Origin of the sequence: Nonomuraea sp. NPDC049625, from assembly GCF_040675285.1 — a bacterium.
GTDB lineage: Bacteria > Actinomycetota > Actinomycetes > Streptosporangiales > Streptosporangiaceae > Nonomuraea > Nonomuraea angiospora_A.
In genome coordinates, this window is sequence record NZ_JBFAOQ010000007.1 from 370241 (window position 1) to 390594 (window position 20354).

The 20354-nt window shown below is 70.6% G+C and carries 20 protein-coding genes, 1 tRNA gene and 1 pseudogene; 15 read left to right on the forward strand and 7 right to left on the reverse strand.

Annotated features, from left to right (window positions below; translation table 11 throughout):
* The first annotated feature begins 47 nt into the window (after positions 1 to 47).
* From AB0J87_RS30780 to AB0J87_RS30825, 10 genes are all read left to right on the forward strand, one after another.
* Positions 48 to 374 carry a PadR family transcriptional regulator gene (locus tag AB0J87_RS30780; protein WP_355197401.1) on the forward strand — a complete coding sequence of 109 codons (327 nt, stop codon included), beginning with the start codon at positions 48 to 50 and terminating at the stop codon, positions 372 to 374.
* The gene (locus AB0J87_RS30785) at positions 371 to 1261 is read left to right on the forward strand and encodes a hypothetical protein (protein ID WP_363970702.1); all 891 of its coding nucleotides are present in this window, start codon (positions 371 to 373) and stop codon (positions 1259 to 1261) included. Before AB0J87_RS30780 ends, AB0J87_RS30785 begins: the two co-directional genes overlap by 4 nt.
* 18 nt (positions 1262 to 1279) lie before the next feature.
* Entirely contained in the window at positions 1280 to 2074 is a 795-nt protein-coding gene (locus AB0J87_RS30790; RefSeq protein WP_355197397.1) for a uracil-DNA glycosylase, read from the forward strand.
* A 95-nt stretch (positions 2075 to 2169) separates the two neighbouring features.
* Positions 2170 to 3486, forward strand: coding sequence for an NAD(P)/FAD-dependent oxidoreductase (locus tag AB0J87_RS30795; protein ID WP_363970704.1), 1317 nt, complete (start codon positions 2170 to 2172; stop codon positions 3484 to 3486).
* Positions 3487 to 3566: 80 nt separating this feature from the next.
* Complete coding sequence (locus AB0J87_RS30800; protein ID WP_350725772.1) at positions 3567 to 4079, forward strand: ACT domain-containing protein; 513 nt, start codon at positions 3567 to 3569, stop codon at positions 4077 to 4079.
* Between the two features lie 16 nt (positions 4080 to 4095).
* A complete protein-coding gene (locus AB0J87_RS30805) occupies positions 4096 to 4671 on the forward strand; it encodes a peptide deformylase (protein WP_363970707.1) in 576 nt (191 codons plus the stop codon).
* A gap of 49 nt (positions 4672 to 4720) precedes the next feature.
* Positions 4721 to 4793: transfer RNA gene (locus tag AB0J87_RS30810), tRNA-Leu, on the forward strand.
* Positions 4794 to 5312: 519 nt separating this feature from the next.
* Complete coding sequence (locus AB0J87_RS30815) at positions 5313 to 6104, forward strand: Bax inhibitor-1/YccA family protein (RefSeq protein WP_350725768.1); 792 nt, start codon at positions 5313 to 5315, stop codon at positions 6102 to 6104.
* Positions 6105 to 6272: 168 nt separating this feature from the next.
* Positions 6273 to 6506, forward strand: a complete 234-nt coding sequence (locus AB0J87_RS30820; protein WP_185068609.1) for a DUF4287 domain-containing protein — start codon at positions 6273 to 6275, stop codon at positions 6504 to 6506.
* A 65-nt stretch (positions 6507 to 6571) separates the two neighbouring features.
* A complete protein-coding gene (locus AB0J87_RS30825; RefSeq protein ID WP_363970710.1) occupies positions 6572 to 6979 on the forward strand; it encodes a PPOX class F420-dependent oxidoreductase in 408 nt (135 codons plus the stop codon).
* A 307-nt stretch (positions 6980 to 7286) separates the two neighbouring features.
* Here AB0J87_RS30825 and AB0J87_RS30830 read toward each other — a convergent pair whose 3' ends face one another.
* The 3 genes from AB0J87_RS30830 to AB0J87_RS30840 all read right to left on the reverse strand — a co-directional run bounded on the left by AB0J87_RS30830 (position 7287) and on the right by AB0J87_RS30840 (position 11002).
* Positions 7287 to 8501, reverse strand: coding sequence for an acetyl-CoA C-acetyltransferase (locus AB0J87_RS30830; RefSeq protein ID WP_363970712.1), 1215 nt, complete (start codon positions 8499 to 8501; stop codon positions 7287 to 7289).
* A gap of 45 nt (positions 8502 to 8546) precedes the next feature.
* Positions 8547 to 9905 carry a PQQ-binding-like beta-propeller repeat protein gene (locus AB0J87_RS30835; RefSeq protein ID WP_363970714.1) on the reverse strand — a complete coding sequence of 453 codons (1359 nt, stop codon included), beginning with the start codon at positions 9903 to 9905 and terminating at the stop codon, positions 8547 to 8549.
* Between the two features lie 89 nt (positions 9906 to 9994).
* Entirely contained in the window at positions 9995 to 11002 is a 1008-nt protein-coding gene (locus AB0J87_RS30840; protein ID WP_363970716.1) for an SGNH/GDSL hydrolase family protein, read from the reverse strand.
* Positions 11003 to 11148: 146 nt separating this feature from the next.
* Here AB0J87_RS30840 and AB0J87_RS30845 point away from each other — a divergent pair, with 146 nt between their 5' ends.
* The gene (locus AB0J87_RS30845) at positions 11149 to 12519 is read left to right on the forward strand and encodes a cystathionine beta-synthase (RefSeq protein ID WP_363970718.1); all 1371 of its coding nucleotides are present in this window, start codon (positions 11149 to 11151) and stop codon (positions 12517 to 12519) included.
* On the opposite strand, the gene AB0J87_RS30850 is transcribed toward AB0J87_RS30845, so the two are convergent.
* A complete protein-coding gene (locus AB0J87_RS30850) occupies positions 12516 to 13373 on the reverse strand; it encodes an NAD(P)-binding domain-containing protein (RefSeq protein ID WP_363970720.1) in 858 nt (285 codons plus the stop codon). The genes AB0J87_RS30845 and AB0J87_RS30850 overlap by 4 nt on opposite strands.
* Positions 13374 to 13437: 64 nt before the next feature.
* Here AB0J87_RS30850 and AB0J87_RS30855 point away from each other — a divergent pair, with 64 nt between their 5' ends.
* Complete coding sequence (locus tag AB0J87_RS30855; protein ID WP_363970722.1) at positions 13438 to 16536, forward strand: BTAD domain-containing putative transcriptional regulator; 3099 nt, start codon at positions 13438 to 13440, stop codon at positions 16534 to 16536.
* Here the strand turns inward: AB0J87_RS30855 and AB0J87_RS30860 are convergent.
* Positions 16459 to 17565 (reverse strand): annotated as a pseudogene (locus AB0J87_RS30860) (histidine kinase); the annotation flags it as partial. The gene AB0J87_RS30855 and the pseudogene AB0J87_RS30860 sit on opposite strands and share 78 nt — an antisense overlap.
* A gap of 108 nt (positions 17566 to 17673) precedes the next feature.
* On the opposite strand from AB0J87_RS30860, the gene AB0J87_RS30865 reads away from it, so the two are divergent.
* A complete protein-coding gene (locus AB0J87_RS30865) occupies positions 17674 to 17862 on the forward strand; it encodes a hypothetical protein (RefSeq protein WP_350725753.1) in 189 nt (62 codons plus the stop codon).
* Positions 17863 to 17985: 123 nt separating this feature from the next.
* Positions 17986 to 19125, forward strand: a complete 1140-nt coding sequence (locus tag AB0J87_RS30870; RefSeq protein ID WP_363970724.1) for a cystathionine gamma-synthase — start codon at positions 17986 to 17988, stop codon at positions 19123 to 19125.
* Positions 19126 to 19180: 55 nt separating this feature from the next.
* Here the strand turns inward: AB0J87_RS30870 and AB0J87_RS30875 are convergent, their stop codons facing one another.
* Positions 19181 to 19612: a hypothetical protein gene (locus AB0J87_RS30875; protein ID WP_350725749.1), complete on the reverse strand. Its 432-nt coding sequence runs from the start codon at positions 19610 to 19612 to the stop codon at positions 19181 to 19183.
* 10 nt (positions 19613 to 19622) lie between these two features.
* Complete coding sequence (locus AB0J87_RS30880; RefSeq protein WP_363970727.1) at positions 19623 to 19850, reverse strand: hypothetical protein; 228 nt, start codon at positions 19848 to 19850, stop codon at positions 19623 to 19625.
* 36 nt (positions 19851 to 19886) lie between these two features.
* On the opposite strand from AB0J87_RS30880, the gene AB0J87_RS30885 reads away from it, so the two are divergent.
* The gene (locus tag AB0J87_RS30885) at positions 19887 to 20309 is read left to right on the forward strand and encodes a DUF6292 family protein (RefSeq protein WP_363970729.1); all 423 of its coding nucleotides are present in this window, start codon (positions 19887 to 19889) and stop codon (positions 20307 to 20309) included.
* Positions 20310 to 20354 lie beyond the last annotated feature (45 nt).

The window sequence follows — 20354 nt, forward strand, 5'->3', positions numbered from 1 at the left end:
GGTTTTCTCGTTGCCACTACTCCGCTTTGCACAGTAGTGTGCATTACGTGGATAGCAGCCAGCTCCTCAAGGGCGTGCTCGACCTGGCCGTGCTCGCCGTGCTCAACGAGCGCGACGGCTACGGCTACGACGTCGTGCGCCGGCTGAGGGAGGCCGGCCTGGAGGAGGTGGGCGACGCCTCGGTCTACGGCACGCTGCGCCGCCTGTTCAAGGCCGGGGCGCTGACGTCGTACGTGGTCGCCTCGGACGAAGGGCCGCACCGCAAGTACTACGGACTCAACGAGGTCGGCCGGAGCATGTACGCCACCTCGGCCAAGACCTGGACCTCGTTCTCGGCGACCATGGCATCCCTGCTCAAGGAGGGACAAGCATGACCCCCGAACAGTACGCACAGGCCGTACGGGATGCCCTGGCAGACCATCCCGAGCGCGGCGAGTTACTCGAAGACCTCGACGACCACCTGGCCGAGATCGCGGCAGAGTCGGAGCTCCCGCTGGAGGACCGGCTGGGCCCGCCCGAGGTCTACGCCGAGGAGCTGGCGGCCGCGTACGGAGACCGCCCCGAAAGCGGCGGGAAGCGCCGCATCGACCCGCGGGCGTGGGCGCTGGGCGCGCACACCCGGCTGATGGGCCAGGGGCCGTACCGGAGCTTCGTGGGCTTCCTGCCGGAGCTGCGCCCCGGGTGGTGGGTGCTGCGGGGTTACCTGCTGGCCCTGCTGCTGCTGGCGCTGACCGGCGAAGGTGGCCTCGTCCCGTCCGACCTGGCCGGCTGGGCGCTGGTCGCGGCGGGCGTCTGGATCTCGGTCTGGATCGGCAGGCGGCGCAGGGGAGGGCTGGCCGCGGGGCTCGTAGGGGCACTCAACCTGGTCGCGGCGCTGACGTTGTTCGCCGGGATGGTGGAGGCCGCGTCGCACGGTTCCGACGGGGCGCGCGTCGCCATGGCGACCCCGGAGCCGGTGTGGGTGGACGCGGCGTCGTCCAACAACGACGTCTACAACATCAAGCCGTACGCCAAGGACGGCACCCCGCTGAGCGACGTCTACCTCTACGACCAGGACGGCAAGCCACTGACCACCAACCCCGAGGACTTCGGATACACGGTCGACAGGTCGTGCGGGGAGCCCATACTCAACCGCTACCCGCTGCCGCTGATCCAGCAGGACGGGATGGCCGATCCGGACGCCGCCACCACGACGAGGTCCGCCTGCCCGACCCCGCCGCCCACTCCCACGCCCACTCCCACGCCGAAGCCCGCCAAGTGATCGGGCACCATCGGTGTCATGAGCTTCGTACCTCCTGGCACCGGCTGGCCGGAAGACCCGGCGACCGCTGACACCCCGGTCGCCCACGACCCCGCGGACGTGCGCCGCCTCGCCGCCACCAGTGACACCCTCGCGGAGCTCACGGCCGGACAGTCCGTCTGCCGTGCCTGTCCCCGCCTGGTGGAGTGGCGCGAGCAGGTCGCCGAGGCGAAGCGGCGCGCGTTCGCGGACGAGACGTACTGGGGCCGCCCGGTCCCCGGCTGGGGCGCCGAGCGCCCGCGGATCCTGCTGGTCGGCCTGGCCCCGGCGGCCCACGGGGGCAACCGCACCGGGCGGATCTTCACCGGCGACCGCAGCGGCGACTGGCTGTTCGCCTCGCTGCACCGCACCGGCCTGGCCGCGCAGGAGACCAGCACCCACGCCGGGGACGGGCAGCGGCTCATCGACACGCGGGTGGTGGCCTCGGTGCGCTGCGCGCCGCCCGCGAACAAGCCGCTGCCCTCGGAGAAGGCCGCCTGCTTCCCGTGGATGGCCAGGGAGGTGGCGCTGGTGGCGCCGTACGTACGGGTGGTCGTGGCGCTCGGCGGGTACGCCTGGCAGGCCGTGTGGCCCGCGCTCAAGGACGCCGGCTACGAGCTGCCGCGCTCCAGGCCGCCGTTCGGGCACGGGGCCGAGGTGGAGGTCCGCCACGCCGGCGCACCCGTCACGCTGATCGGCTGCTACCACCCCAGCCAGCAGAACACGTTCACCGGCCGCGTGACCGCCCAGATGCTCGACGACGTCTTCACCAGGGCCAGGTCACTGGCTGTGTGACGCGTTCCACCACCCCCGGGTTGGATTCATCAAGCGCGCTTGACGTAAGCTTGTGAATGCTTTCACAAGCACTCCACGAGGGATGGGGCCTCAGGATGAACAAGCACATCTTGATCGTCGGCGGTGGATACGTCGGCCTGTACACAGCGCTTCGGCTGCAGCGCAAACTCCAGCGTGAGCTGCGCGGCGGCGAGGCACGCATCACGATCATCGACCCCCAGTCCTACATGACCTACCAGCCCTTCTTGCCTGAGGCGGCGGCGGGTAACCTCTCGCCCCGGCACGTGGTGGCGCCGCTGCGGCGGATCCTGCCCAAGGTGCGGATCCTCAACGGCAGGGTCACCGAGGTCGACCACGCCGAGCGCACCGTCACGTTCCAGCCGCCCGAGGGCGCGCCGCGCCAGGTGGCCTACGACGTGATCGTGATGGCCGCCGGATCGATCTCGCGCACGCTGCCCATCCCCGGCCTCACCGACATCGGCATCGGCTTCAAGGCCGTGGGCGAGGCCATCGCCCTGCGCAACCGCGTGCTGCACCTGCTCGACGTGGCCGAGTCGACCGACGACCCGGAGGTGCGGCGCAAGGCGCTCACGTTCGTCGTGGTCGGCGCCGGGTTCGCGGGCGTCGAGGCGCTCGCGGAGCTCGAGGACATGGCCAAGGACTCGACGCGCTACTACCGCAACATCAAGCCGTCGGACCTCCGCTGGGTGCTCGTGGAGGCCTCGAACCGGGTGCTGCCCGAGGTCGGCCCCGAGATGGGCAAGTGGACCCTGGAGCAGCTGCGCGAGCGCGGCATCGACGTCAAGCTCGAGACCCGCCTGGAGTCCTGCACCGACGGGCACGTGATCCTCTCGGACGGCTCGGAGTTCGACGCGGAGACCCTCGTGTGGACCGCGGGCGTCAAGCCCAGCCCCGTGGTCAACGACAGCGGCCTGCCGCTCGACGAGCGTGGCCGGATCAAGTGCACCGCCATGCTCACCATCGCCGGCACGAACGACGCCTTCGCGGCGGGAGACGCCGCGGGGGTGCCCGACGTCACGAACCCCGGCCAGTACTGCGCCCCGAACGCCCAGCACGCCGTCCGCCAGGCCAAGGTGCTGGCCGACAACATCGTCCGCCACCTGCGTGGCCAGCAACTGGTCGAATACCGCCACAAGTATGTCGGATCGGTTGCCGGTTTGGGCCTGCATCAGGGCGTCGCCAATGTCTATGGCGTCAAGCTTCGCGGATTCCCTGCGTGGTTCATGCACCGGACCTACCATCTGTCGCGGGTGCCGACGCTGAACCGCAAGGTCCGTGTCGTCGTCGACTGGACCCTGGCCCTGTTCTTCAAGCGCGAGACGATCTCGCTGGGTGAGATGGAGCACCCGCGTGAGGACTTCAGGGCCGCAGTCGCGACGACCCGTCGCTAGCCCAGGAACGGCAAGCGCCCCGGCGAACCTCGCCGGGGCGTATTCGGCACCCCTGGTCGCAAGCGGAAGGGGTAGCACGGATGGGGCTCTCAGCGGTGACCGTGCTCGGCGTCGACCGGCCCGGCGTGATCGCCGCGGTCACCGGTTCGCTCGCCGATTGCGGAGCGAACATCCAGGACTCGACGATGACGTTGCTCGGCGGTCACGTGGCGATGATGCTGCTGGTGTCGGGCGATCTGGACTCGGCCGAGCTGCTGAAGCGTCTGTGCGCGCCCGATCTCGTGGTGACCGCCTCCGCCATCGAGGCCCAGCGGCACTTCTGCGAGGAGGGCGGCGGTCTCGGTTACGTACTGACCGTGCACGGGCCCGATCGGCCCGGGATCATCTCGGCCATCAGCGCCGTGCTCGCCGCTGACCGAGGCAACATCACCGGGATGAGCACCAGGCTCACCGGCCGTCTCTACGTTCTGATCGCGGACGTCGAGCTACCGAAGGAGGTGGACGTGGCGGCGCTCATGCGCAGGCTGGCGGCCGTCGGCGCCGGACTCGACTCGGAGATCACCTTCCGCCCCGTCGAACCGGACCTGCTGTGAACGGGCAGGAGGACAGATGAACGGATGGGGCGGCGAGCCTTGGGGGGCGCCCGGCGGCCGTGATGTGCTCGGCGGCCGCGTGGGAACCCCGCGCGAGGTCCTCGGCGCCCCGCACCCGCTCCTGTCCGCCGCCACCGAACCGGTCGACCCCACCGCCCCCGAGGTCGTGGCCGCCGCCGCCGATCTCCTGGCCACCCTCCGCCAGCAGACCGCCACGACCGGGCTGGCCGCCCCTCAGATCGGCCTGAGCTGGCGCCTGATCGCCTTTGACGCCGGACTCCACCCCAGGAGCCGTTCGTGGGCCGGAGAGCTCGTTCTGGCCAATCCACGCCTCGCCAGAGCGTCCCACTGGGACCCGGGGCGCGAGGGCTGCACGTCCATCACGGGGCTCACGGCAGATGTCCTCCGCGCCACCCGTATCACCGTACGTGGGCATTTGCCAGGTACGGGGGAGCCCGTCACCATCGAAGCGGACGCCTTCGAAGCCCGCTGCATTCAGCACCAACTCGACCATCTGGACGGTCTACTCTTCTTGGACAGAGTGCCTGGAGCCCTCTCACTTCACCGCAGACTTCACAGTTGTGACGCCTGATGCGAAGTTGTGCTCCTCTTAACCATGGTCTGTTTCGTATGATTGCGGCGCCCCCGTAGCCCAATGGCAGAGGCAAACCCCTTAAAAGGGTTGACGTGCGGGTTCGAATCCCGCCGGGGGCACTTGCCGTCTTCATCGCCTTTGGGTTCCTGACCTGGAGGTTTACCGCGATCGTCGGACGGGCCTGTTGCGGCCGATGTCGAGTTGTTACGGTGTCGCGCCGCCTCCGGGCGCTTCGCCCCTGCTGGAAGGGCCTCTGGGCGCCGACGCCGGACCGGTTGAGGCCGACGTGGAGCGGCCGAGTAAGCTCAGGTGGGCGTCGTTTACTTTTCGCCTTCGGCATATTGACAACGGGCTGTCTTTCTGCCTCTCCGGGCTTCTCCCGAACGTTTCTTTCTGTGAATGCTTGACTACGCCATTACTGCCGGTCTTTTCTCGTGGACGCACAGTAAATAGGACGCGCCGAGGCCCTGGGGCCGGGGCTGCGGATGATCTTGAACGGCGAGCTCGATGACCTTGGGAACTCTGGGCCGGGCACGTTCGTTGGGAAGCTGCCGAAGTCCCGAATGAACATCGATCTAACACGTCAGTTGACCAAGGTGTCGCCGCGCCCCGTAGGCTCGGCGTCACAGGAGGCAGCGATGGAGAGCAAGAACCCCGTTTTCAGCAGGTCGCGGCAGCAGTCCGCGGGCTGGGCCGGACCGTCCCCGTCCCCAGACCAGCTGCAGAACATGTACGACGCGCCGTCGTACGCGCAACCCACTCGGCCCGCGTACCGCACCATGACGCTAGACGACGTCGTCGTGCGCGGGTTTCTCACCCTCGGGGCTCTCGTCGCGGCCGCCGCCGCGGCCTGGGTCCTCAACGTCCCGCCAGTGGTCGCCATCGGCGCCGCGGTCGTCGCGCTGATCCTGGGGCTGATCGCCTCGTTCACGCAGAGCACCAACCCGGCGCTCATCCTGGGGTACGCCGTCTTCGAGGGCGTGTTCCTGGGCAAGATCAGCTCCGTCTTCGAGGGCATGATCAGCGGCATCGTGCTGCAGGCCGTGCTCGGCACGGCGTTCGCGTTCGGCGCGGTGCTGACGGTCTACTCGTTGCGGATCATCCGCGTCACACCCAAGCTCGTGAAGTTCGGCCTCGCGGCCGGCATCGCGGCGCTCGGGCTGCTGCTCGTCAACCTGATCCTCGGCTTCTTCGTCGACGGCGGCCTCGGCCTGCGCACCGACAGCCCGATCGGCTGGGCGTTCAGCATCGTCATGATCCTGATCGGCTGCTTCTTCCTGCTGCTCGACTTCGACTCGATCGAGCAGGGCGTGCGGGAGGGGGCGCCGGAGAAGTTCGCCTGGCAGTGCGCGTTCGGTCTGACGCTGAGCCTCGTCTGGATCTACCTCGAGGTGCTGCGGTTCGTCAGCTATTTCACCAGTAGTGACTGATCGTTAACGTCTGCGTCACCCCCGAGGGCTCCGCCGTTCAGGCGGGGCCCTCTCCTTGTGTGACCGAAAATCTACGTGCCGTCACAAAATGATGCCTGGTTGGGGGCTTGCCATTCGGACGCTGGTGTTGCAGGGTCGAGCAAAGGACCCTTATTCGCGGAGGTGCCCATGTCCTTGAACCACTCACCGGAGACGCAGACAAAGCTGATCGCAAGAGTCCCGTCCATAACGGGGCGCGAACTCCCAGAGTGGTTTCAAGCCATCGACAACGGCCCGGCTTTCCTGAGGTGTGACGAGCGGGCCAACTGGCTTGCCGACGAGCACGGGCTATCCCACGGCTACGCTGCCGCGATCGTGCACGAACACGAGCGGCACCGCCGTAACCGCATGGGCTTCATCTAAGCCCATCCATCCTCGCGCCCGTGCCCCAGGCGCGGGCGCGTCCTCATGGCCGTCATCATGAGGAGATGGACCTCGACAAGGCACTCGCCTTCCTCCGCACCCACCACCGCGCCGTCCTGCTCACCAAGCATCGCGACGGGCGCCCGCAGATGTCCCCGGTGACCGCCGGCGTCTCGGGCGGCCAGGTCATCGTCAGCACCCGCGAAACGGCCGCCAAGGTCCGCAACGCCCGCCGCGACCCGCACGTCTCGCTGTGCGTCTTCACGGACGGCTTCTACGGCGAATGGATCCAGGTGGACGGGACGGCCGACATCCAGTCGCTCCCGGACGCCATGGAGGGCCTGGTCTCGTACTATCGCGACATCTCCGGCGAGCACCCGGACTGGGACGACTACCGCGCCGCCATGACCCGCGAACGCCGCGTCCTCCTCCGCATCACCCCCCACCACGCCGGCCCGGACACCCACGGCTGACCCGCCTCCCCCGCCGATCGGGCGCCCGGCCGGCGGGGCGGGGTGCGGCGGTGCTCGGCGCTCAGAACGCGATGGCGGCCCACCGGATGCGTACGGCGACTGCGCGCCGGGGCGGCATGCGCGGGCGCTGCGGCATGCGCGGCGCGTGGCGTGCGGTGGGCAAGGTGGGGGAGCGTAGCCGGGCAACCATGGGCTCGCGTAGCGGCGCTCAGCCGGTGAAGGGTCAGAGGCCGTTTCCTGGAGGGCCCTCAGCCGGAGTGCGGCGGGTGGTTGCCCGGGCAGCGCGTAAAAAATGGATGGGAAGTGGTCAGAGGCGTTCGAGGATCATGGCCATGCCCTGGCCGCCGCCCACGCACATGGTTTCGAGCCCGATGCTCTTGTCGTGGTGCTGCAGGCTGTTGATCAGCGTGGACGTGATCCGCGCCCCCGTCATCCCGAACGGGTGCCCCACCGCGATCGCCCCGCCGTTGACGTTGAGCCGGTCCAGCGGGATCCCCAGATCCCGGTAGGACGGGATCACCTGGGCGGCGAACGCCTCGTTGATCTCCACGAGGTCGACGTCCTCGATCGCCATCCCCGCCCGCGCGAGCGCCTGCTTCGAGGCCTCCACCGGCCCCAGTCCCATGATCTCGGGGGACAGCCCGGTGACCCCGGTCGAGACGATCCGGGCCAGCGGCGTGATCCCGAGTTCGGCGGCCTTGACGTCGCTCATCACGATCACGGCCGCCGCCCCGTCGTTCAGCGGGCAGCAGTTGCCGGCGGTCACGGTCCCGTCGGGCCGGAAGACCGGCTGGAGGGTGGAGACCTTCTCGTACGTCGTCCCCGCCCGAGGCCCGTCGTCCTTCTCCACCACCGTCCCGTCCGGCAGCGTCACCGGCGTGATGTCCTTGGCCCAGAACCCGTCGGCCAGCGCCTTCTCGGCCAGGTTCTGCGAGCGCACCCCGAACTCGTCCTGCTCCTGGCGGGTGACCCCCTTGAGCTGGGCGAGGTTCTCGGCGGTCTGCCCCATCGCGATGTAGATGTCAGGGACGACGCCGTCCTCACGCGGGTCGTGCCACACCTTCCCGCCCTCGGCGAAGGACTTGGTGCGTGTCAGAGCGTCCAGGAAGACGGGGTTGTGCGTGTCGGGCAGCGAGTCGGAGTTGCCCTTCGTGAACCGGGACACCATCTCCACCCCGGCCGACACGAACACGTCCCCCTCACCCGCCTTGATCGCGTGGAAGGCCATCCGCGTGGTCTGCAGCGACGAGGAGCAGTAGCGCGTCACGGTCGTGCCGGGCACGTTGTCCAGCCCGAGCATCACCGACACCACCCGGGCCATGTTGAACCCCTGCTCGCCCCCGGGCAGCCCGCACCCCAGCATGATGTCGTCGATGGACGAGGGATCGAGCTGGGGCACCTTGGCCAGCGCCGCCTGGATCATCTGCACGGTCAGGTCGTCGGGGCGGATCTCCTGGAGCGAGCCCTTGAAGGCCCGGCCGATCGGGGAACGCGCGGTCGCGACGATGACTGCCTCGGGCATGGCCCCTCCTTTGTCGGGTGCTACAGATAGAACTATATTCCGGTCCTATCCGTACATGCCGGGTGCGGTGGAGGTTTGGTCGTTGATGGCGTGGATGGCCCCCTTCTCGTCGCGCCACAGCCGCCACCCGTCCTGGCTGCCGGTGAACCAGGGAGGCGGCACGACCGCACCCTTGACCTGCTTGCCGGTGGCGAGGTCGTACTCGCAGACGGCGGCCGTCGAGTAGAAGCCCGGCGCCTGCCCGCGCAGCGGCAGCGGCTTGGGGTCGGTCACGCAGAAGGACCAGCCGTGCTGCTCCTCCACCGGCACCGGCTTGCCCGAGACCAGGTCGAACGCCGTGCCCTTGGCGTCGTGCTTGAGGAAGCCCAGCTTGTCCATCCGGTCGGGGAAGGCCAGCCACCAGCCGGACCCGGGCACGTCGGCCGCGGTGACCTGCCCGACCACCCTGCCGCTCTCCGAGTCGAGCCGGGCGAAGCCGCCGTAGGCCCCCTGGCGGTCGACGGGGCGTACGACAGGGGCGTAGCCGGGGCTGCCGCTCGGATAGACGCGTACGACCGAGGGCCGCATCCAGTTGATCGTCCCGTTGGCGATCTTGACGGAGAAGAGGCCGAAGGCGGAGACCTTCTTCGTCTGGGGGTTCGTGTAGGGGGCGACGTAGCCGACCAGATTGTCGCCGGTCGCCCCGAACGCCCACCCGCCCGACATGTCGATCCCCGGGCCGAGCGCCTGCTCGATCGGCTGCTGCCACTGCAGCTTGCCGGTCTTGAGCTCGTACGACTCGATCATGGGGCTGGCGGCCAGCCTGAGCAGCAGGACCCGGCTCGGGTCCGACCACTCCACCTCGGAGATCCCCGGCAGCTTCCACAGGGTCTTCCCGGTGGCCGGGTCGAGCACCACCATGCGGGCCTTGGCCAGGGCCGTGTGCTCCGACACGCAGACGTACGGCCCGCACCGCTGCGGCCCGAACGTCGAGTGCACCGGCCTGCTCCACTTCTGCGCCCCCGAGCGGGCGTCGCGGGCGATGAGCGTGGCGTTCCAGTGGCCGCTCTTGGCCGGGTCGAGCGCGACGACCACGCCCTGGCCCGGGGACGTCTCGACGACCGCCGGGGCCGAGACGCCCATGCCGGGCAGGCGGCCGGCGATCGTGGCCGGGTAGGACCACAGCCGCTTGCCGTCCCGCAGGCCGACGGCGACGGTCTCCAGCGAGCCGTCGGGCTTCATGGAGGTGGCGGCGACGACCCCGCCCGCCACCGCCATCCGGCTGACGGCGTTGACCTGGGTGTTCTGCCAGGTCGGGAAGTTCGGGGTGGTGGCCGCGTCGCTGCCGGAGCAGGCGGCCGCGGAGAGGACTCCGACGAGGGTTCCGGCGAGGGCGACGGTCGGTTTCCAGAGGGGTCGCTGCACGGGCAATCCACTCCAAAGGGGACGAAGAGTGGCGACGCGGGCGCGCAGAGTAACCGACACTGGCACTCGTCGGGCCTTGACGGGGGACGTCAGGCGTCGTCGAGCATCTCGCCGAGCCGGGACGTCAGACGCCGGGCGTCGTTGAACGTCTCGCCGAGCCGCCGGCGGAACAACGTCGCCCACTTTCCGTGCAGGCCCGTCGCCCGTCCGTCGACCCGGGTCGCGGTGACCTCGGTGCCGGGCTCCTCCGCGGCCGTAGCCGCCGCAAGGTAGATCGGTTGTAGTGCTTCGCCGCGTGCGGGGCGCGGCTCAGGCCACAGCCCCAACGCAGCGCACACTGACGGTAGCACCGCGTAAGCGGCCTGCGCGTAACCTCGGGCAGATGGATGGAAACGATCCGGTCCGAACATTTCTGCCGGATTTGTTGCGAACTCGGGCCCCAGGAGGTCGGCGAACGCCACCGTACGGCCGCCCGCGTCCACCACCGCCACCGTCTGCGCCGCGGCGAGCTGGCGGCTCCACCGCCGCGCCACCCAGCGCAGCGGCTGCCCGATCGGCCGCACCGTGCCGAGGTCGGGACAGGTGCCCACGACCACCTCGACCCCCGCGTCGCGCAAGCGCCGCACGGCTTTGGCCAGATGGCGTACGGCGACGGCGGGCGGCGTCTGCGTGATGATGTCGTTGGCCCCCACGAAGATCACCGCGATGTCGGACTCCATGGCCAGGGCCTTGTCCACCTGGTCGCCCAGCTCGGACGAGGGCGAGCCCGACTTGCCGACGACGAGCAGGCGTACCGGGCGTTCGGCGACCGAGGCCAGGCCGTGCGCGAGCAGCGCGCCGGGGGTCTGGGCGGGGTCGGTCATGCCGAGCCCGACCGACGTGGAGTCGCCGAGCATGGCGATCTTGAGCGGCTCGCCGGGAAAGTCGCCGTACGTGCCGTCGGAAGGCGGCCCGTCCAGGCCGTGCGGCTGCCCGATGGCCCGGCGCGCGAGCAGTCCTTCGGCGACCAGCAGCCCGTACGCCGTCGCGCCGAGGGCCGTAAGCCCGCCACCTCCGAGCGCCGCGGCCGTGGCGATCTTGCGTGCCGCGCGCGCCATACCAGCTGGCCAGACCACCGTACGTGCCCTCCTAGTCGAACTCAGCGGTAGCGTTTGCTTGAAAACTAGCCGAGTGCCGGCCACCCCCACTGGATCTCGGCCACTGGCAAGCTGACCAAGCTTCGGTAAAGAAGGTGAACACCGCGGTGCGCGTTTACGATTCCCTGGTTGATCTCATGGGGAACACTCCGCTCGTCCGGCTGCACAAAGTCAACGCGGGGTTGTCCGCACAGGTGCTGGCCAAGGTCGAGTACTTCAACCCGGGCGGCTCGGTCAAGGACCGCATCGCCGTACGGATGATCGAGGCCGCGGAGGCGTCCGGCGAGCTGCGTCCGGGAAGCGTGATCGTCGAGCCGACCTCCGGCAACACGGGGGTGGGCCTGGCGATCGTGGCCCAGCAGAAGGGTTACCGGTGCCTGTTCGTGGTGCCGGACAAGGTGGCCCAGGACAAGATCTCGGTCCTGCGGGCATATGGGGCCGAGGTCGTGGTCTGCCCGACCGCCGTCTCGCCCGACCATCCCGACTCGTACTACTCGGTCTCCGACCGGCTGGCCCGCGAGGTGCCGAACGCCTGGAAGCCCGACCAGTACTCCAACGTCAACAACCCCGACTCCCACTACCACTCGACGGGTCCGGAGATCTGGGAGCAGACCGACGGCCGGATCACCCACTTCGTCGCGGGCATCGGCACCGGCGGCACCATCAGCGGCACCGGCCGCTATCTCAAGGAGGTCTCCGGCGGCCGCGTGAAGATCATCGGAGCCGACCCGGAGGGCTCGGTCTACTCCGGCGGCACCGGCCGGCCGTACCTGGTGGAAGGGGTGGGCGAGGACATCTGGCCCGCCACGTACGACACCAAGATCTGCGACGAGATCATCGCGGTGTCCGACAAGGACTCCTTCACCATGACCCGCAGGCTCGCCCGCGAGGAGGGGCTGCTGGTCGGCGGCTCCTGCGGGATGGCGGTCGTGGCGGCGCTGCGGGTGGCGGCCACGGCCGCGCCCGACGACGTGATCGTCGTGCTGCTTCCCGACGGCGGGCGCGGCTACCTGTCCAAGATCTTCAACGACGACTGGATGGCCGACTACGGCTTCCTGACCACGTCGTCCGAGGAGGGGCTGGTCGCCGACGTGCTGGCGCGGAAGGGAGCGGGGCTGCCGGAGTTCGTGCACGCGCATCCGCACGAGTCGGTGGGCACGGCCATCTCGATCATGCGGGAATACTCGGTGTCCCAGCTCCCGGTGATGAAGGAGGAGCCGCCGGTCATGGCGGCCGAGGTGGTCGGCTCCATCGTCGAACGCGATCTCCTCGAAGCCCTCTACCACGGCAGACTCTCCTCAGACGACCAGATCGGTGATCACATGTCGGCGCCACTACCCATGATCGGCAGTGGTGAACCTGTGGCCCGTGCGGTCGAAGCGCTGGAGAAGGCCGATGCGGCCGTTGTGCTGGAAGACGGCAAGCCCTCGGGCATGATCACCCGCCAGGACCTGCTCGCCTTCCTCGCGAATCACTAGGGCTTTCTGATCGACTCGATCACGGTGCCGAGCCCCTCGTGGCCCCGGCCCTCGGCGTCGGCGCGCTCGAACAACGCCTTGAGCGCGCCCGGGACCGTGGTCTCCAGCCCGGCGTCGGCCAGCGCCTCCACGGCGTGGCCGATGCCGACGGCCTGCATGTGCAGGGAGTTGAGCTCGCCCGGATACTTCCCGGCCGCGAACTCCTCGGCCAGGATCTTGGCGTACCCCATGGGCCCGTCACCGCCCAGCTGGGTGAACAGGTCCCGGGCGAACGGCAGGAACTCCGCCGGCGCGGTCCCCGCCGTGCGCAGCATCGCCATGGCGTGCATGAAGCTGGTCAGGCTCGACCAGAAGATCAGGAGCTGGGCCTGGTAGTACATCATCGCCAGGGCCCGGTCCGCCCCGACGTAGGTGACCTCGCTCAGCGCCTCCAGCGTCCCGGCGTACCGGTCGAGGACGTCCTTGGGGCCGCTGTAGAAGGTGTACGCGCCCGGCTGCCCGATCCCCGGCGGCGGCACCATGATGCCCGCCGTGATCAGCGTGCCGCCGCGCTCCTCCACCCACCGGGCCGCTCGGCGCAGCGCCTCCGGGGTGTCGGAGCTGAGGTTGACCACCACCTTCCCGTCCAGCCTGGCGTCGCCGAAGCTGTCGTACATCGCCTGGTAGCTGATCTGGCTGACCACCAGCAGCTCGCCGTCCGCCGCGCTCGCCGCCTGCCTGGCGCCCTGGGCGACCAGCGGTGCCGTCCTGCTCGCCGTACGGTTCCAGACCGCCACCTCGTGTCCGGCGGCCAGGAACGTCTCGGCCATCTTCGAGCCCATCGGGCCCATTCCCACGACTGTCACTTGACTCATGCCCGACACCCTCGGACACGCCGCTACGGAAATCCTTCGGCCCCGCCACGGGTTGAGTACTGACGTGGTGCGATTCGGGGTGCTGGGACCGCTGGAGGTCCGGGCCGAGGACGGCAGGCCCGTCCCGGTGGCCGAGCCCAAAGTACGCGCGCTCCTGGCCGACCTGCTGGCGCACGGGGGCGGGCCGGTCTCGGCGGACCGGCTGATCGACGACCTCTGGGGCGCCGCGACCGGCCGCAACCCGGTCGGCACCCTCCAGGCCCGCGTCTCCCAGCTGCGCCGGGCCCTCGGCGACCCCGGCCTGGTCGTGCACGGGCCCGCCGGATACCGGCTGGCCGCCCACGATTGCGACGCCGGGCGATTCCGCTCCCTCGTGGAGCGCCGGTCCCCTGATCCGCGCACGCGCGCGGCCGAGCTGGAGCAGGCGCTGGCGCTGTGGCGCGGGCCCGCGTACGCCGACTTCGCCGACGCCGCCTTCGCGCTCCCGGAGGCCGCGCGCCTGGAGGAGACGCGCCTCGCGGCCCTGGAGGAGCAGGCGGAGGTACGCCTGGAGCTGGGCCGGCCCGTGGACCTGGGCGACCTGGTGGCCCGCCACCCGCTGCGCGAACGGCTGGTCGCCGGCCACATGACGGCGCTCTACCGGGGCGGGCGGCAGAGCGAGGCCCTGGCCGCGTACGAGGGCCTGCGCAGGCGGCTGGGGGAGGACCTGGGGCTCGACCCGTCACCCGCGCTGGCCGACCTCCACCAGGCCATCCTGCGCCAGGACCCCGGCCTGACGCCGGCCTCCTCGGTGGCGCCCGCCACCAACCTGCCCGCGCCGCTCACCGACCTGGTCGGCCGGGAGGGGGAGCTGGCCGACGTCCGTGCGCTGCTGGCCGCCTCCCGCCTGGTGACCCTCACCGGGCCGGGCGGCGTCGGCAAGACCAGGCTCGCCCTGGCCGCCGCCGCCGACGCGGGGCCGGACTTCCCCGACGGGGTGTGGCTGGCCGAGCTGGCGGGGGCGGCCGAGCCCGCCGAGGCGGTCGCGGCCGTGCTCGGCGTGCGGGACGACGACGCCGCCCCGCTCGCGCCCAGGCTGGCAGGAGCGCTGGCGGGCAAGCGCATGCTGCTCGTCCTCGACAACTGCGAGCACCTGGTGGAGCAGGCGGCCGAGCTCGCCGCCGCCCTCCTGCGCACCGCCCCGGGGCTGCGCGTGCTGGCCACGAGCCAGGAGCCGCTGGGTGTGACGGGCGAGTCCGTACGCGTGGTGCCGCCCCTGCCCGAACCCGAGGCCGTACGGCTCTTCACGGTCCGGGCGAACGTCCCGCCGAGCGAGACCGTGGCCACCATCTGCCGGCGCCTCGACGGCATCCCGCTGGCGCTCGAACTGGCCGCCACCCGCGTACGCGCCCTCGGGGTACGGGAGCTGGCCGACCGGCTGGACGACCGGTTCAGGCTGCTCAGCGCGGGCATGCGGGACGCGCCGGCGCGGCAGCGCACGCTCCGGGCGATGATCGACTGGAGCTGGGAGCTGCTGAGCGAACCCGAGCGCATCGTGCTGCGGCGGCTGGCCGTGCACGCCGACGGGTGCACGCTGGACGCGGCCGAGGAGGTGTGCGCCGAGCCCGGCGTGGACGTGCTCGACACCGTGGCCAGGCTGGTCGACCGGTCGCTGGTGGTGCGCGTGGCCGGGCCGCGCTACCGACTGCTGGAGTCCGTGACGGCGTACTGCGTGGAGCGGCTGCGCGAGGCGGGCGAGTACGACGCGATCAGGGAGCGCCACGCCCGCCACTACACGGCCCTGGCCGAACGGGCAGACCTCAAGGGGCCCGGGCAGCGGGAATGGCTCGCCCGGCTCGACGCCGAGAGCGCCAACCTCCGGCTCGCCCTCGCGGGACCGGAGCCGCTGCGCCTGGCCAACGCCCTGGCCTGGTACTGGTTCCTGCGCGGGCGCCTGCGCGAGGCCCGCCGCTCCCTGTCGGCGGCCCTGGGGAAGCACGCCGCCTCCGGGGCGGAGGCGGCGCGGGCGTCGGTCTGGCTGGCCGGGATCGAGCTGCTGATCGGCGAGCCCGCCTCGCCGGTCCGGCGGGCCGAGCTCGACCCGGCGGGCGCGGCGCTGGCCGACTGGTTCCTGAGCCACGTCCGGTGGGCCTACGGCGACCGGCGGGCGCACGAGGTGGCGGCGGAGCGAGCGCTGGCGGCCTACCGGGAGCTGGGCGACCGGTGGGGTGTGGCGGCGGCGCTCTGCCTGCGCGGGAAGCTCGCCGTCGGCCGGGCCGACCTGGCGGCGATGGAACGCGACGGCGAGCGGGGCCTGGCGCTCTTCAGGGAGCTCGGGGATGAGTGGGGGCAGATCGAGGCCATGGACGTGCTCGACCGGGCGGCGGAGATCCGCGGCGACTACGCCAGGGCCGCCCGGCTGCGGGAGGAGGCGCTGCGGCTGGCGGAGGAGCTGGGGTTCGAGGTGTCGTTCAGGGTGGCCGCGCTGGGCCGGATCGCGATGCTGTCCGGCGACTACGGGCGGGCCGACGACCACCACGAGCGCGCCAGGCGGCTGGCGGTCGAGCAGTCGTACAAGTCCGCCGAGGAGAACGCCGTGCTCGGCCTGGCCCTGAGCGCCCGGCGGCAGGGCAGGTACGAGGAGGCGGAGTCGTACCTGCTGTCCCTGCTCGACTGGCTGCGGCAGGTGCGGGGGACGCCCGGGATCGCGTTCGTCATGGCGGAGCTGGGCTTCGCGGCCGAGCAGCGCGGAGCCGCCGCGCTCGCGCTGGCCAGGCACCGCGAGGGGTACGAGGCCGCGCGGGCGAGCGGCGATCCCCGGGCGGTCGCGCTGGCGCTCGAGGGCCTGGCGGGAGCCCTGTCGCTCGACCTGTCGCTCGACCAAGGGGGCAGGCCCGTGGAGGCGGCCAGGCTGATCGGGGCGGCCACGGCCATGCGGGCGGCGGCGGGGGCGCCCCTGCCGGCGGGCGAGCGGCTGGACGTGGAGCGGATCGGCGGGCGGCTGCGGGCCGTCCTGGGCGGCGAGGCGTTCGAGCAGGCCCTACGGGAGGGGGAACTCGGCGACCACCTCCCAGGCGCCCTCGGCGGACGGGCCCGCGTAGAGCCTGCCGCCCAGCGCCTCCACCCGCTCGGCCATCCCGACCAGCCCGAACCCGCCGCCGAGGCGCGACACCTTCGGATCTGACCCCGACCCGAAGTTCCGCACCCGCAGCACCACCACCCTCTCGAAGCGCCGCAGACCCGCCTCGACCCAGGCGGTACGGGAGGCGTGCTTGCGGATGTTCGTCAGCGACTCCTGGAGCACCCGGTGCAGGGTCGTCATGACCTCGGGCGGCAGCGTGCGATCGTCCAGCCCCTGCCCGATCTCGAACGCCACCTTCGGCCCTTCGGCGGAGAACCGCTCGGTCAGCATCCGCAGGTCGGCCAGCGTGACGCCGGGTTTGCGGGCCGCGTCGTCCTCGGTGCGCAGCACCGTGACCATGCGCCGCATCGAGGTCAGCGCCTCCGACCCGGCTGTGGCGATCGCGTCGAGCGCGGGCGCCACCGCCTCCGGCTTGGTCTCGGCGACCGTACGCGCGGCCTGGGCCTGGACCACGATGCCCGTGATGTAGTGGGCGACCAGGTCGTGCAGCTCCCTGGCGAGTTCGAGGCGTTCGGCCCGCCGTACCGAATAGACGGCCTCCGTGCGGCGCTCCTGCTGGAAGCGGAGGTAACCACCGACCCCGGCCGCCGTCGACCACCCCGCGAACAGCAGGAACGAGAACGCCAGCCCCGAATTGTGGTAATCGCGCCCGACGGCCTCGGCCAGCAGCACGATCAGGCCCACGCACGCGAGCACCGCCGCCCGCCGCACCGGCTCCACGTGCCGCAGCACGCCGATGATCAGGATGAGCAGCGATCCCGTCTCCGCCATGCCGGGCGCGCCCAACAGTTCGGTGCTGCCGATGACGATCGACGTGCTGAACGACAGGGCCAGCATGATGCTGAACCCCTCGATCCGGTAGCGGCGCCGCAGCACCACGGCCGCGATGCCGGCCGCGCCGCAGAAGGGCACGAGCCACTGGACGCCTCCGGTGAGGCCGGCCAGCACGAGGTCAAGCAGCAGCATCATGCCCAGCCAGCCGAGCATCGCGATCTCGCTCAGCCGCCGGATCCAGTACACGATGCGCTTGCTCTCCACCACGGCCTCGAGCCTAGGCCGGAAGTCGGACATCTCGTATCAGCCGTTCGGCCGAGACGGGTGGCCGGAGACCAGTCCTTCAGCGGAGGCGGGAGCCATGGGGTGTCGCCGATGCTGGGAGATGTCGGAAGGGGACAGGAAATGGTTGCCATCGGATTCGTGCTGCTGGGTCTCGGGCTGCTGGTGGGGGTGCTGCTCGCGCTGGCCGACCCGGTGCTGCTCTCCCGCATCAACGGGGAGCCCGCGGAAGGCGGCAGCGGCCGGTTCATCGAGGCGGATGTCGTACGGCTCCGGCCTCGCTCAGAGGGCCACGAGTCCAGGGCGGCCTGAGGACCCGGCTCGCGCGGGCATGGTGCGCGAGCCATCGCGGGGGCCGTTGGGGGACGGTGCCCGTGAGCGGCCCGCGATCCGGAGGGGACGGATCGCGGGCCGACTTCCATTAACGTGGCGGGTATGAGCAACGGTTTTGAGACGCTGGCCATCCACGCAGGTCAGGAGCCCGACCCCACGACGGGTGCGGTGGTGCCCCCGATTTACGCGACCTCCACCTACAAGCAGGACGGCGTGGGCGGTCTGCGTTCCGGATATGAGTACAGCCGTTCGGCCAACCCCACCAGGACCGCGCTCGAAGAGGCGCTGGCGGCGGTGGAGAGCGGCGTACGCGGGCTCGCGTTCGCGTCGGGGCTGGCCGCCGAGGACACCCTGCTGCGCACGGTGTGCAAGCCGCAGGATCACGTCGTCATCCCGAACGACGCGTACGGCGGGACGTACCGGCTGTTCGCCAAGGTTCACCAGCGCTGGGACCTGCACTACGACCCGGTCCCGCTGCACGACCTCGACGCCGTCGCCGCGGCGATGACGCAGAAGACCAAGATCGTATGGGTCGAGACGCCCACCAACCCGCTGCTCGGCATCGCCGACATCGCCGGGCTGGCCCAGCTGGCCCATGACAACGGGTCGCTGCTGGTGGTGGACAACACGTTCGCGTCACCGTACCTGCAGCAGCCGCTCCAGCTGGGCGCGGACGTCGTCGTGCACTCGACCACCAAGTACGTGGGCGGCCACTCCGACGTGGTCGGCGGGGCACTGGTGACCGTCGACCGCGGCCTCGGGGAGGAGCTGGCCTACCACCAGAACGCGATGGGCGCGGTGGCCGGGCCGTTCGACGCGTGGCTGACGCTGCGCGGGCTCAAGACCCTGGGCGTACGCATGGACCGCCACTGCGACAACGCCGAACGCGTCGTCGACCTGCTGCTCGCGCACCCGCGGGTGACCCAGGTCCTCTACCCGGGGCTGTCCGAGCACACGGGGCACGAGGTGGCGGCCAAGCAGATGCGGCGGTTCGGGGGCATGGTGTCGTTCCGCGTCGCCGGGGGCGAGGCGGAGGCCGTGGAGGTGTGCAACCGGGCGAAGCTCTTCACGCTCGGGGAGTCCCTGGGCGGGGTGGAGTCGCTGATCGAGCACCCGGGCAGGATGACGCACGCCTCGGTGGCCGGATCGGCGCTGGAGGTGCCCGCCGACTTGGTGCGGCTGTCGGTCGGCATCGAGACCATCGACGACCTGCTCGCCGACCTCACCCAGGCGCTCGCCTGAGCGGCTGCCCGGGCCTCTGGCCAGACACCCGCTCGCCTGAACGGCTGCCCGGCCTCTAGCCAGGCACCACCATCAGGAACAGGATCACCAGCCAGATCACGGACACGAGCCCGCTGATCGCGGCGATCCTCCCGATCTGCACCTTCGCGTCGTCCTCGGGGCTCTCGCTGGAGAGCGCCCGCAGGGCGGTGCGCAGGTCGCGGTCGATGATGACGAGCAGCACGGCGGCCACGATGAACAGCGTCATCGAGGCCGTCATGTACCACTTGCCGAGCAGTCCGCCGCCGAGCACCGCGCCGAGCGCCACCCCGAACGCGAACACGCCCAGGGTGCCGAGGCTGTAGATCCTCGTCATGCGCTGGATGATCTGCAGCGCGGGCACGTTCTTGTTGCGGATGACACGCGGCGCGGTCATCGTCGCGGCGGTGACCGGGCCGATGGTGAAGATCGCGAAGGCGATGTGCAGCCAGAGAAGCAGGGACGACATGCCCGAGAGACTAGTCCCCGGTGATCTCGGCAGTGGACTCGACACTCTCTTTGCTCTTTTCGGAGCACCACATGATCATTTCTGTGGCCGCGACGGCGACGACCATCAGGACGATGAGCAGAACCGTGGCTATCATGGGCACCCCTCCTTCCCCGTATCTGACGTAAATATCGTCCGTAATGACTAGACGGCTGTGCAACGGAATAAGTTCGGCGCGGGTATGGTTGGTCACTGTCATTTTTTCTTACTGTTAGGGCACAAGGGGGTGCCGTCCGTGGCCATCAGGCACGTCAAGCCGTACTCCGACGAGTGGCTGCAGCAGCCGACGAGCTATGTGCGGCAGGTCATCGGCGTACTGGGACCTGAGGTGGCGGACTGGTGGGAGGGCCCCTGCGATCCGCGTGACGCGACGCTGAAGCTCGCGGACGGGGCCGTCCTGGTCTGGGACGAGGAGAGCGGCTGGCGGCTGGGCACGTTCGTCTCGGGCGGCCGTGGGGCCCACACCGAGCTGACCGGCATCCGCTACCTGGGCCACGGCCTCCTCCCCAAACCGGAACGCGTCCCCTCGGCCCTCAGCGACGCCAGGGCGGGAGTCGGCGCCAGCTCGGCCTGGCGGCCCTGCTACCGATCCCACCGCAACTGCCACGACGGCTTCGACGTGGCCCTCGACTTCTACACCCGCCTCATCGACGCCTGATCTCCAACTGCACGGGCCTTCGCGCGGATGCGGCTAGGGGCTCCT

What these genes read in the sequence shown, in the direction of transcription:
- AB0J87_RS30870 (WP_363970724.1), top strand. Translation starts at nt 17,986, where the DNA reads ATGAGCAACGGTTTTGAGACGCTGGCCATCCACGCAGGTCAGGAGCCC.
- AB0J87_RS30785 (WP_363970702.1), top strand. Translation starts at nt 371, where the DNA reads ATGACCCCCGAACAGTACGCACAGGCCGTACGGGATGCCCTGGCAGAC.
- AB0J87_RS30790 (WP_355197397.1), top strand. Translation starts at nt 1,280, where the DNA reads ATGAGCTTCGTACCTCCTGGCACCGGCTGGCCGGAAGACCCGGCGACC.
- AB0J87_RS30805 (WP_363970707.1), top strand. Translation starts at nt 4,096, where the DNA reads ATGAACGGATGGGGCGGCGAGCCTTGGGGGGCGCCCGGCGGCCGTGAT.
- AB0J87_RS30865 (WP_350725753.1), top strand. Translation starts at nt 17,674, where the DNA reads ATGGTTGCCATCGGATTCGTGCTGCTGGGTCTCGGGCTGCTGGTGGGG.
- AB0J87_RS30825 (WP_363970710.1), top strand. Translation starts at nt 6,572, where the DNA reads ATGGACCTCGACAAGGCACTCGCCTTCCTCCGCACCCACCACCGCGCC.
- AB0J87_RS30820 (WP_185068609.1), top strand. Translation starts at nt 6,273, where the DNA reads ATGTCCTTGAACCACTCACCGGAGACGCAGACAAAGCTGATCGCAAGA.
- AB0J87_RS30840 (WP_363970716.1), bottom strand. Translation starts at nt 11,002, where the DNA reads ATGGCGCGCGCGGCACGCAAGATCGCCACGGCCGCGGCGCTCGGAGGT.
- AB0J87_RS30880 (WP_363970727.1), bottom strand. Translation starts at nt 19,850, where the DNA reads ATGACAGTGACCAACCATACCCGCGCCGAACTTATTCCGTTGCACAGC.
- AB0J87_RS30795 (WP_363970704.1), top strand. Translation starts at nt 2,170, where the DNA reads ATGAACAAGCACATCTTGATCGTCGGCGGTGGATACGTCGGCCTGTAC.
- AB0J87_RS30815 (WP_350725768.1), top strand. Translation starts at nt 5,313, where the DNA reads ATGGAGAGCAAGAACCCCGTTTTCAGCAGGTCGCGGCAGCAGTCCGCG.
- AB0J87_RS30800 (WP_350725772.1), top strand. Translation starts at nt 3,567, where the DNA reads ATGGGGCTCTCAGCGGTGACCGTGCTCGGCGTCGACCGGCCCGGCGTG.
- AB0J87_RS30850 (WP_363970720.1), bottom strand. Translation starts at nt 13,373, where the DNA reads ATGAGTCAAGTGACAGTCGTGGGAATGGGCCCGATGGGCTCGAAGATG.
- AB0J87_RS30875 (WP_350725749.1), bottom strand. Translation starts at nt 19,612, where the DNA reads ATGTCGTCCCTGCTTCTCTGGCTGCACATCGCCTTCGCGATCTTCACC.
- AB0J87_RS30830 (WP_363970712.1), bottom strand. Translation starts at nt 8,501, where the DNA reads ATGCCCGAGGCAGTCATCGTCGCGACCGCGCGTTCCCCGATCGGCCGG.